General features: G+C 56.3%; 10 protein-coding genes and 1 tRNA gene. 3 read left to right on the top strand and 8 right to left on the bottom strand.

Going from position 1 to position 11784, the window contains the following annotated elements; translation table 11 throughout:
- Positions 1-2 precede the first annotated feature (2 nt).
- Positions 3-77: transfer RNA gene (locus AC2FIT_RS16015), tRNA-Glu, on the top strand.
- Positions 78-348: 271 nt separating this feature from the next.
- Here AC2FIT_RS16015 and AC2FIT_RS16010 read toward each other — a convergent pair.
- The 8 genes from AC2FIT_RS16010 to AC2FIT_RS15975 form a co-directional block, all read right to left on the bottom strand.
- Positions 349-1110, bottom strand: coding sequence for an abortive infection family protein (locus AC2FIT_RS16010; protein WP_496831045.1), 762 nt, complete (start codon positions 1108-1110; stop codon positions 349-351).
- Positions 1111-1282: 172 nt separating this feature from the next.
- The gene (locus AC2FIT_RS16005) at positions 1283-3124 is read right to left on the bottom strand and encodes a V-type ATP synthase subunit A (RefSeq protein ID WP_496831044.1); all 1842 of its coding nucleotides are present in this window, start codon (positions 3122-3124) and stop codon (positions 1283-1285) included.
- Positions 3121-3813: a hypothetical protein gene (locus tag AC2FIT_RS16000; protein ID WP_496831043.1), complete on the bottom strand. Its 693-nt coding sequence runs from the start codon at positions 3811-3813 to the stop codon at positions 3121-3123. Before AC2FIT_RS16000 ends, AC2FIT_RS16005 begins: the two co-directional genes overlap by 4 nt.
- A 1-nt stretch (position 3814) precedes the next feature.
- Positions 3815-4492 carry a hypothetical protein gene (locus tag AC2FIT_RS15995; protein ID WP_496831042.1) on the bottom strand — a complete coding sequence of 226 codons (678 nt, stop codon included), beginning with the start codon at positions 4490-4492 and terminating at the stop codon, positions 3815-3817.
- Complete coding sequence (locus AC2FIT_RS15990) at positions 4492-4935, bottom strand: ATP synthase subunit C (protein WP_068334345.1); 444 nt, start codon at positions 4933-4935, stop codon at positions 4492-4494. Before AC2FIT_RS15990 ends, AC2FIT_RS15995 begins: the two co-directional genes overlap by 1 nt.
- Positions 4932-6728, bottom strand: a complete 1797-nt coding sequence (locus AC2FIT_RS15985; RefSeq protein ID WP_496831041.1) for a V-type ATP synthase subunit I — start codon at positions 6726-6728, stop codon at positions 4932-4934. Before AC2FIT_RS15985 ends, AC2FIT_RS15990 begins: the two co-directional genes overlap by 4 nt.
- Positions 6725-7330 carry a V-type ATP synthase subunit D gene (locus AC2FIT_RS15980; RefSeq protein WP_496831040.1) on the bottom strand — a complete coding sequence of 202 codons (606 nt, stop codon included), beginning with the start codon at positions 7328-7330 and terminating at the stop codon, positions 6725-6727. Before AC2FIT_RS15980 ends, AC2FIT_RS15985 begins: the two co-directional genes overlap by 4 nt.
- Complete coding sequence (locus AC2FIT_RS15975; RefSeq protein ID WP_496831039.1) at positions 7308-8669, bottom strand: V-type ATP synthase subunit B; 1362 nt, start codon at positions 8667-8669, stop codon at positions 7308-7310. Before AC2FIT_RS15975 ends, AC2FIT_RS15980 begins: the two co-directional genes overlap by 23 nt.
- Positions 8670-8913: 244 nt before the next feature.
- Between AC2FIT_RS15975 and AC2FIT_RS15970 the strand changes: the two genes are divergently transcribed.
- Together AC2FIT_RS15970 and AC2FIT_RS15965 are read left to right on the top strand one after the other, a co-directional pair.
- The gene (locus AC2FIT_RS15970) at positions 8914-10653 is read left to right on the top strand and encodes an ABC transporter substrate-binding protein (RefSeq protein ID WP_496831038.1); all 1740 of its coding nucleotides are present in this window, start codon (positions 8914-8916) and stop codon (positions 10651-10653) included.
- 81 nt (positions 10654-10734) lie between these two features.
- Positions 10735-11784 (top strand): ABC transporter ATP-binding protein, encoded by a 1050-nt coding sequence (locus AC2FIT_RS15965; protein WP_068334334.1) that lies wholly within the window; start codon positions 10735-10737, stop codon positions 11782-11784.

Here is an 11784-nt window from a genome sequence, read left to right as displayed (position 1 = left end):
GTGGCCCGTTCGTCTATCGGTTAGGACGCCAGGTTTTCAACCTGGAAAGAGGGGTTCGATTCCCCTACGGGCTACCATTTTTTTGTTTAAAATCAATAACTTAGTAAAAATACTTTGCTTGAAAATGTTCTCCCTTAAGCTGTTAATTGAAATTGACAAGACAACCTTGAGAACTTACCAATCCGATTGTCAGCCGTGTAAGTAGAGCAGGTTAGCCTGTAGACTGCACTACTCGACTAGGTGTTTCTGGTTGTGCTTCTCAGGCCTCGGCCAGAAACACCAATTTCATTTCGCATATTGGCAGTTTCCTACCCCTTCAATTCCACACTTGATTGAGAACAAAACTGGCTAGCTGTCCTGTTCTGACCGCGACTTCCACGTTTCAATTAGAAAGAGTGCCATCGAGCCTGCAAGATTAACAGCAAGCGCGGCATGTCTGGGTGCAGGTCTTACTTTCTTTCTGCCACCACCATGCGCATCACTGACTTTATTACGAATCTGCCCAAGATTCTCGACAACTGACTGGCAACCGCCAAGAATCTTCTTAAACGCATCTTCAGAATGCTGCGACGGTGCAATACGCAATTCTTTTGCTACCGAGCTATAAAGTTTCGGCAAGTCCCATCTGTCTTGATACTCTACGTTTGCATCCTCAAGAATGTGTTTACAAACTTCTTCTAGCAATGTCCTCGAAGCCGTAATCGCTCCTTCTGGATCAACCGCCCTTCTATCCAGCGCCTTTTGCCATGCGAGGCTGACTCCATCCGCATCGTAAGACTGAACACCAATGGTAAGAAGCCTGTCTGTCCTAGATCGCCCAAATTCTAAAAATTCTAGGATCGGCGAAAAAGTGTCGTTTATCATCTTTCGGCGCGCGGCGTACGCGCCGCTTCCCTCATGGAAGTCTTTCAAGTGTGCCCATAGACTACCGCTGTCTCGGCACACTCTTATGTAAATTGGGATCAGTTCACGCGTTTCTGGGTCATCACAGAGTTCCGCCCTGATGGACCTGTATGCGGGTTCTTCCAAACCTCCGCCAGTTCCCAGTGCTTCCACCATGTTCTTTAAGTAAAGAGTTCGTTCAAACAGGTTGTCGGGCAAATCATCCATGCAAATAGAACTCAATATGACGTTTCCGGAACTTTACAAACCTGCATCCGGTTAGCCAAGCGGTGCAAAAAGTTCAACGCAGTTAACGACAATAAGGTTGGCTAACCTCCGCGTAAGCGATTGATAATTTGTGTTTTTTACAATTCCCTACGGGCTGCCATTTGCTTTCCCCTCAAATGCCGAATTTGTCGCCACAAAGACCTTGGATCTGTTGCCAAACCGATTGGAACTCGGGCGTGTTTTCTGCAGCATAGTGGAAATTCTTCATCAATCCTGTGAGCTGTGTGAACACCTGCCGCACCTCGGTCTTGTCGGCAAAGGCGGCTGTGGATTGCGTCACGTCATACACCAGCTTGAATGTCATCTTCTGACGCTCAAGCGGGACGGTTGCATCTACCTTGTCGAAGGCATCCTGCTGTAGATAGACCATGTCCACGAACAGCGCCTTTTGCTGGGTTACAAAATCTTCGGTGGTGACGCCTTCTTCGCCGGTGACCTGCATCATCTGGTCAACCTGCTCGCCCTTTTCGATCAGCTCAAGCAGATCACGGACCTTTCCGGTCCAGCCCGGTTCGGCGTTTTTGTCGTACCAATCGGATAACTGATCTGTGTAGCGAGACCAGCTGAGCATCGGATCGACCGCCGGATAGAACCGTTTATAGGCCCGTTCCGAGGACAGACCGAGGAAACATTTAACCGTGGACAATGTCGACTGAGTCACCGGTTCATCAAAGTTGCCGCCAGCGGGCGAAACCGTGCCGATCAACGTCAGGCTCCCCAGATCGCCGTCATTGGTTTTCACCGCGCCAGCGCGTTCATAAAGACCCTTGATCGAGCTTTCCAGATAGGCCGGAAACCCCTCTTCGCCCGGTATCTCTTCTAGCTTGCCCGAGGTTTCGCGCATCGCTTGCGCCCATCGGCTTGTGCTGTCCGCAATCAACAGCACGTCATAACCCATCTGACGGTAGTATTCGCCCAGCGTAATACCGGTGAAGATCGAGGCCTCACGAGCAGCGACGGGCATCGATGACGTGTTGCAGATGATGATCGTCCGGTCCATGAGGCTACCGCCTGTGGTGGGATCGGTCATCTTAGGAAATTCCGATATCGTTTCAACAACTTCCCCTGCCCTTTCGCCGCAGGCCACGACAATCACGATATCCACCTTGGCATTCCGCGCGATCAGGTTTTGCAGAACCGTCTTTCCCGCCCCGAACGGCCCCGGAATACAGGCCGTTCCCCCGCGTGCGATCGGAAAGAACGTGTCAATCAAACGCTGAGAGGTCAGGACCGGTTCGGTTGGGTACAACCGTTCTGACAGCGAGCGTTTGAGTATGCTTTCCGGCAGAGGTCGCCGCACCGGCCATTTCTGCGAAAGGGTCAACGTGTACTCTCCGCCCTGCTCATCTTCAAGCCGGGCGACGATATCGTGAATCGTGGCGGCACCCTTCTGAACCCAAACCACTTTGTAGTCACCCACCCAGTTGAAAGGCAGCATGATCTTGTGGTTGAAATGCCCTTCGGGAACCGTGCCGATACTGTCACCGGCGGTCACCATGTCACCCACCTTTACCGCGGGTGTAAATGACCATTTTGCCTGATCGTCCAGCGGTGCAACATCCGCCCCGCGCGGCAGGAATGTACCAAACTCTGCGGCCACTTTGGGCAGCGGCGATTGCAGCCCGTCGAACACCTGCCCAAGAAGGCCCGGACCCAGTTCCACTGAAAGCAATTGCCCTGACTGTTCCACAGGGTCGCCGACGGCCACGCCGTCCGTGCTCTCGTACACCTGAACATCCGCCGTATCACCGCGCACACGCAACACCTCGGCTTTCAACCTCTCTTGCCGGTTGCGGGGACCAAGGCGCGTGGGCAGGATGTAGACGACCTCGTTTTTAACCAACTGCCCCGGCTGCCCTGACGCGTCTTTATTGGCCTGTATCTGAACCAACCCTTCTTGCACCGAGACGACGCGGGCGGTGGCGGTCTGCGTGGATTGCGTTGGGACTGTCATGCGCTTGCTCCATCAAAGTCGATCTCGGCTGCACCGGCCATGGCCTGCTGCGCCAGATGTTCAAATCTTTTGGCCGCATCCTGTGCGTTGCTTTGCGCCCAGCGGTCGAAAATATTCCAGATCAGCACGTAAATCGCCACCGCTTCGAAATCGAAATAATGGCGGGCGGCATGCCGCTTTAGCTGCTTGTGGCTCACGGACAAAAGTAATCGTTCAAGCCCTAAAGGGTCTTTGGCATCAAGCACCTGTTTGGCCTCTTTCACCCAAGGCATCGGTCCGTCCAGCTTGAAAGTCGGATCGCTCCAATTGGTGGGAATGTGGCGGCTCCAACGCCCGAGACCAAATGACCCCGACGGTGGACTTCCACCCTGATGACGCAGGCGTAAAGCTGCAACCGCTGTGCGCAAATCCATTCGCTCAGTGAATACTTCGCGCAATGTCGGTTGCGGAATATCACGCAACGCATCTTTGCAGCGTTGAATTGCCTGCGAATCCGTGACTTCCATATCATAATCGCTCCAGTTCAGAGCGTGCTCCAACACCTTTAAAACGCGCGCATCCTCTGGCGTCAGCGCCGTCAGGCGCCGCTCTAACCGCAGCCGCGACAGGGGTGGCTGTTTGGCAATAAACAACCGTTCCGACCCCGGCAAACTGCTGATCAACGCGATATAGGCGTCGCGGTCGGACATCTCAGCGGATTACGCCTTCTAACACGGCGCGAAAGCGAGGTTGCAGATGCTCCATCAACAGCGCCGCAACCGCTTTGTCGGTCAGATCGAGAACGACGCCTTGATCATCGGCGCGTACCCTTATTCCATCCTGCACATCGTCTGACGCATGCAACTCGACCTGTTCGCGCAGCATATCCGCGGTTAATCCCAACACAAATTTGGTCAGTTTACCGGACTGAATGTCATCGGCGTTCTGCTTGATATCTTGCTGCGTGGCGACTTTCGCAGGCAATATGACGTGAAGCTCTCCGTCCAGATTAGCCCCATCCGCGGCGCGCCCCACGACTTCTAGGATCATCTTTTTCAACAGGTCCGGTTCCGCCATTTCCTTGGTGACCAGACGCTCAACATCCTCACGAAACCGGTCCGTCAGACCCGCTTTCATCGTTAGTACAGCGTCACGCATCGCAGTGTTCAGCGCCTCTTCGCCGGCCGAGCGGTAATTGTCGGACTCGCTGCGCGCCTTTTTTTGATAGGCGTCCGCCTCGCGTTTGGCTTCGACCAGTATCTTCGCCGCTTCGGCCCTGGCATCGGCGCGCAGCTTTTCGGCATCTGCCTGCCCCGCAGCCACACCATCGTTGCGCAGTTTGTCGATCAGCGCGTCGACACCGTGCGAGATCATTCCATCCTGTGCCATCAGCTGATCCCCGCACTAATGACCAAGGCGAAGACAAAGGCAAAAACGCCGAACCCTTCGATAATCGCGGCAGGCGCCAGCGAAAGGCCAAATATCTCGGGCTTTTCCTTGGTCGCATTGATCGCCGCCGCACACGCCCTACCCTGCCAGATACCACAGTACATGAGCGCGATGCCGGACAGGATACCGATCCCGAACAACCCGCCCGCGTTTTCCGGCGTCACGTCACGGTTCAGGGTGAACATGATAACGATGCCATAAATCACCATGGTCGAGGGAAAAGCCGAAACGCCAACAAATCGGCCATAGCCGCCCTCGGTCTCGGTCATGGCGCCAATACTGGCTTGGCCCGCAATAGCACAGCCAACGGCACTTGCTGCCGCACCCAGCGCCATCGGCGCATATATCCCCAGCCAACCCAATGTCAGAACAAGCTCATTCATTCCTGAACCTCCTTGCGGGAAAACGGCCGAAAGACGATGCCTTCGTCCGGCAGACCCCATTTAAAGAATTCGATGTAGTTTAGGCGTAACCCGTGGACGACGCCGCTCATCATCGCGAGGGCGAAGTTGAGGATATGACCGATGATCAGGATCAGCAGCGCAAACAGGATACCTGGCCCCTTCGTTGCCTGCATCACCGAGACAGCCAGATCGTTGAAAGTGATCGCCAGAGACGCCGAAGCCAAACCAAGCGCAAACAACCGCATATAACTGAGCACATCACCAAACGCACCCATCGCCCCGGCCAGCCCTTTGAGACCATCAATCAGACGCCATAGCCAGTCAATTGGCTGTTTCATTTCACGTTCGCTGGAGAACAACAGAATAGCCAGAATGCCCGCACCCAGAAGTATCGCGCCCGGTGTTGCAGCGCCCCCTTTCATATAGCTCAGCCACAGCACAAAGCCGCCGATCAGCGCCGCGATCCCGCCCAGATTGGCAATGGCCCTGCGCTGCCCCCATGCCGCGCGCGCAGCCAACGCATTTGCCAGCACCAAGTGCAGAACACCCACGACGATCGACACCATCATCATGGCCGCAAAGTTGTTCAGATCGAGCAGTTTGAGCCCGGCTAGTATCGACCCTTCACGCGGTGCAACCCCGAAATAACTTCCAACCAGAACGCCGTACAGAATTGTCGCGCCCGCGATGATCAACCCGTACCGGCGCCACGATTGCAGCGCAGGAGTTCCCTCCATGCGCTTCCAGAACAATAGCAAGCCCAGCAGGATAACAACCCCATATCCCGCATCGGCCACGATCATGGCAAAGAAAAATGCAAACGAGGCAGCTACAATGATACTTGGGTCCCAGTCCCTGTAGCCCGGCACTTGATAAAACAGCGCCAAGTCTACGGCAGCGCTCCGTTTTTCCGGCTGCTCAAGCAGCGTGGGAGGGGTGTCATCAGGGCCAGGATCTTCGATCAGCACAGCCGAGTCTTTTGACTCAGCCATGTCCAGAAGCGCATCAATGCGATCCTCGGGCACCCAGCCTTGCAGGGCAAACATAGCCTCTTCGTCGCGTACTTTTTGGGTCGCATGGGCCAGTTCTGCTGCACTTTCTGCGACGGAAAGATTGCGCCGCATCAATGTTAGGTACCGGGTTTGCGCAACACGCTCGGCCTCAAGTGCTTCGATGGCGATCTCAGCTTCTTCCAGCTGCGCCTCCAACTCGTGGATCGGTAGCGAGCCCGTATGGGTGCGCGGCACGGGCAGAATATCGTCGCCGGGCTCATCAGGGGCAATCAGTACAGCGTAGATGAACCGGTGATCCTGTTCGAGGATCGCCCATGGCAGTGTCAATGCTTCTAATGCGCCGCGGTGCTTTAGCGGCAGTTGATAAAACCACAGCCGATTTCCTGCCAGCACATCATCAGGTGGAAAGTCCAAATCCCCCCAAGGCCGCACCTGCGAAATCCGATGGGCCAGAAAGTCGCGCCGGTCAGTCATCTCGCGCGACCGCTGCATCAGATCAAGGACATCCTTGACAAACTTGTTCATATCAAAGTCCCGGTCGCGCTGAATTTGACGACGAGGTTCAGGCACATCTGTTAGGAATCGCAGGGCCTTATACGCGTTTCTTGCACCTCGCTCACTAACCTTTTCCGGCTCGGCGGGCATAGGGACCAAGGGCAGGACATGCATGCATCCCAACCCTTGCAACGCCTCAAGCGTCTCGGTTTTCTGGGCCGCCCGACCTACCAGCGACAGCTTTTTGAGACGCGCGACACTCATGACAGCGCCTCGCGCGCGTGTTTGCGTTTCGAGATTTTCGAGCGTACAACCGCCTGCATCTGCTCGTCGCTCAGGTAGATACGGATTTTCTTGATGTTGGCCTTTGCACGCGGGATCAGGACCTTTTCAAACAGGTTCACACGTTGCGTGATCGTAGCGACCGCCGTGTCAAAGATTTTTACGCGTTCCTCGGCCACTTTGACCCGCAGGCGGGCCTCGATCATGTCATGCAGCAACTGCGCGGCCGCATCGACCCAATGCGGTTTGGCCAGCAGGGAATAGGGCCGCACGACAACTTCAATCCGGTCCAAAGCGGGCATTTTAACCCCGACGACGTTCACCTCTTTGACCCGGTAGTCCTTCAACTCGACCAGCCCTTCCAGATCGACGCCCTGTTGCGCCAGCATGGGCAGTTTCGCCCCAACCTGTTGAGCCAATGAGCCTACTTCTTCTTCAAGGCGCGCCACCTCATCGCGCGCCTTGGCGCGTTCCGCCATCAACTGCTGGCGCTTCAAATCCAGCGACGGCAGGAAGCGTTCATAGCTTTTCAGCTGCGTCTGCTGGCGCGCCAGCGACGATTTATTCAGCTGCAACCGCGCCATCTGCATCCTTTGGGAAATACTTATCGACCAAGGCTTGTTTCATCAGCAACTGTTCTGGCGCAAAACATTCGGCCAAGGTTTTCCAACCCAAATCCAGCGCCTCTTCCAACGAGATCGAGACATTGATGTCCATAAAACGCGACCGGAACAGAGCGCCAAATTTCAGCAACTGGTGATCGTAATCCGACAGATCAAACGCCATCGCCTGCTTTTGCGCGGCATCGCGGCTTTCCGAATAGAAACGGATCATGGTGTTCATAATCTGCCCGTGATCCTCACGCGTGGTTTTGCCGATCACGTTCTGCTTGAGGCGCGACAGGCTTCCGAATGGATCAATCACGCCGGAATGCAGATAGAACTGCCCTTCGGTGATATAGCCCGTGTTGTCCGGCACCGGGTGGGTCACGTCATTGCCTGGCATCGTCGTCACAGTCAGTACGGTCACTGATCCACCCTTGGCATAGTCGCACGCCTTCTCGTATCGGCGGGCCAACTGCGAATAGAGATCGCCCATATAGCCGCGCTGCGATGGGACACGTTCCTGGCTGATTCCAACCTCTTTCATCGCGTCAGCAAAAGCGGTCATGTCCGTCAGCAGGACCAGCACGCGCTTGCCTTCTTCCACAGCAAATTTTTCCGCCACGGCCAGCGCCATATCTGGCACCAGAAGGCGTTCTACCAATGGGTCCATCGCCTGATTGACAAACATCACTGTCCGCGAGAACACTCCCGCATCTTCGAAAGACGTACGGAAGGTGTGATAGTCGTCAAAGATCAGGCCCAAGCCGCCGAAAACAACGATATCAGCATCTGCTTGGATTCCTATTCGGCTGAGAAATGCGTTGAACGGCTCGCCCGAGACCGAGAAGATCGGGATTTTCTGACTTTCGACCAGCGTATTGAATACGTCGATCATCGGTACGTCAGTGCGAATTATCCTGTTGGGAACCGCGCGTTCTGCCGGGTTTACGGTAGGGCCACCAATGTCGATTCTGGGCTCGGCGGACAAATCAGGCCCGCCGTCAATCGCCACCCCGGCACCGTCAAATACGCGCCCCAGAATGTTCGCTGAATATGGTGTCTGCATCGGGTGGCCAAGAAAGGTCGCCGTTGCCTCGGTCGAAATCCCCTTGGTGCCCGAGAACACCTGCAGCGTCACCACATCCCGGTCGATGAAGATCGTCTGCGCAAGGGTTTTGCGCCCATCGACCGTCTCAATTACCGCCAGATCGTTGAATCGAACCGCTGCGTCCGAAGAGCCATCCAGAGGCACCCTAACTTTTATCGTGTCCCCCACGATTTCCAGTACGCGCGTGTACTTCAACAGACTCCGGGACATGGCCTATCCTCATGCGTCTAAATGTTTTTTTACTAGTCCGCGCTGCGGGCGGCAGCAGTCTTTTTTCCAATCTTATTTGCACCTTACAACGAATTCACGAATTAGCAACTGAGGACGGAACCGCAGGCCAAAACCAGCGAATGTCGCACTTACTAAAAATTTAGTTTGACACTTGCGCAGAAAATCGCTGATGCTGTCCGGCATCCGGTTCAGACCGGAAGCCATAACCTTTGGGAGGAGACAGATGCGGAGACATCTACTTTCCGCTGTGGCGGCAGCTGCCGTCATTGCGGGGCACGGTCCAGCTTGGGCCGACGAAGCCGCAGCACAACGTTGGATTGACGACGAATTCCAGCCATCGACCTTGTCGAAAGACGAACAGATGGCCGAGATGCAGTGGTTCATCGAAGCTGCACAACCCTACGCCGGCATGGAAATCAACGTCCTGTCCGAAGGCATCCCGACCCACTCTTATGAATCCGAGGTCCTGACCAAGGCGTTCGAGGAAATCACGGGCATCAAGGTCAACCACCAGATTCTTGGCGAAGGCGAAGTGGTTCAGGCCGTGCAAACCCAGATGCAGACCGGACGGAACCTGTATGACGGCTACGTCAACGATAGTGACCTGATCGGCACCCACTCGCGCCTGCAACTGGCGTATAACCTGACCGAGCAGATGGGTGGGGAATGGGCGGCGGCGACCTCGCCGACACTGGATCTGGATGACTTCATGGGCATTCAGTTCACCACTGGCCCGGACGGCAACCTGTATCAGCTGCCTGACCAGCAGTTTGCGAACCTCTATTGGTTCCGCAAGGACTGGTTCGATGATGAGGCCAACAAAGCCGCATTCAAAGAGAAATACGGGTATGATCTGGGTGTACCGGTCAACTGGTCCGCTTACGAAGACATTGCCGAATTCTTCACCAATGACGTGAAGGAAATCGACGGTGTCGCGATCTACGGTCACATGGATTACGGCAAGCGCGCGCCTGACCTTGGCTGGCGTATGACCGACGCCTGGCTGTCTATGGCTGGTGCCGGTGACGTTGGTGAGCCGAACGGCGTTCCGGTTGACGAATGGGGCATCCGCATGGAAGCGGGCACCTGTAACCCTGTTGGTGCATCCGTCTCGCGCGGTGGTGCTGCAAACGGTCCGGCGGCGGTCTACGCGATCCGCAAGTGGGATGAGTGGCTGCGGAACTATGCGCCTCCGGGTGCGGCGTCTTACGACTTCTACCAGTCGCTGCCGGCGCTCAGCCAAGGCAACGTGGCCCAGCAGATCTTCTGGTACACCGCGTTTACCGCCGACATGGTGAAGCCGAAGTCCGAAGGCAACAACACCGTGGATGACGAAGGCACGCCGCTGTGGCGTATGGCGCCCAGCCCGCACGGCCCCTACTGGGAAGAAGGCCAGAAGGTTGGTTACCAGGACGTGGGGTCATGGACCTTCCTGAAATCGACCCCTGCGGATCGTGCTCAGGCAGCTTGGCTCTATGCCCAGTTCGTGACGTCCAAGACCGTGGATGTGAAGAAGTCCCATGTGGGCCTGACCTTTATCCGCGACAGCTCGGTCAATCACGAGTCGTTCACCGAACGCGCACCCAAGCTGGGTGGTCTGGTCGAGTTCTACCGCTCGCCTGACCGTGTGGCATGGTCGCCAACCGGCATCAACGTGCCGGACTATCCGAAGCTGGCCCAAATCTGGTGGCAGCAGATCGGTGACGTGAACTCGGGTGCCTTCACCCCGCAAGAGGCGATGGACCGTCTGGCTGAAGAGATGGACATCACCATGTCCCGGATGCAGGCCGCCGATGAAAGCGCCGGAATCTACGGTGGCTGTGGTCCCCGTCTGAACGAGCCACAGGATGCGTCCTTCTGGCTGGAACAGCCGGGTTCGCCTAAGGCCAAGCTGGAAAACGAAAAGCCGCAAGGCCAGACCGTCAACTATGACGAACTGGTAGCGCGCTGGCAGGCCCAGTAAATCCACGAGAACCGGGGGTGCCGTTCAGGCATCCCCATCCCAAGACCAGTGCGGCGCACTGAAGGACCGGAACCCACGGACATGATCGAACTTCAAGACGCGACCAAACGGGTCGGTAACGTCATCCATATCAAACCTACTTCGCTGACCTTGCAGACTGGCCACTTTAATGTGCTGCTTGGGGCCACCGGGTCGGGCAAGACCTCTCTGATCAAGATGATGGCGGGGCTGGACCCGATTGCCCAAGGCAAGGTCTTGATGGATGGGCAGGACGTGACGCGGCTGAACACACAAAAGCGGCAGATCAGCCTCGTGCACCAGTTTTTCGTGAACTATCCGCACATGACCGTCTTTGACAATATCGCCTCACCCCTGCGCGTGGCAGGTATGGCGAAATCCGAGATCGAAGGCCGCGTCGAAGAAGCTGCCGATCTGCTGCAGCTGCGCCCGATGCTGCACCGCCGCCCCCATGAACTGTCTGGCGGGCAGCAACAACGTACCGCGCTGGCCCGCGCTATTGCCAAAGAAAGCCGCGCCGTGTTCCTTGATGAACCGCTGGCGAACCTTGACTACAAACTGCGCGAGGAACTGCGTGAGCAACTGCCCGACCTGTTCGCTGGGCGCGGTGCCGTTGTGGTCTACGCTACTTCGGAACCCGAAGAGGCCCTATTGCTGGGCGGCTACACCGCACTGATGGAGGACGGACGCGTCACGCAATTCGGACCCACCGCAGATATCTATCGCAACCCCGAAAACATCGCCGCCGCACGGGTTTTCTCTGACCCGCCGATCAATGTTGCGCGTATCACCGTGTCTGGTGCGCAGGCGCAACTGGCCGGTGGTGGCGGCTGGACTGTTACGGATATGAAGGATGGCGAATACATGGTTGCTGTCCGCCCTCATCGCGTAACGCCTTACCGGACATCAGACGCGGATGTGGAACTGACAGGCCGGGTGCTTGTGACCGAACTGTCGGGCTCTGACTCCAGCGCGCATTTCCGTCACGGGGCGGATGATTGGGTGTCGCTGGCAGCCGGCGTCCATCCCTATGAGGTTGGCGAGGATCACAGTTTCTACATGAACCCGGCCCATTGCCGGTATTTCGGCCAAGACGGCCAAAGGGTAGCCTGA

The sequence above is a fragment of the Ruegeria sp. YTSA135 genome, from assembly GCF_059610165.1.
This window is presented reverse-complemented; position numbering and strand designations above follow the sequence as displayed.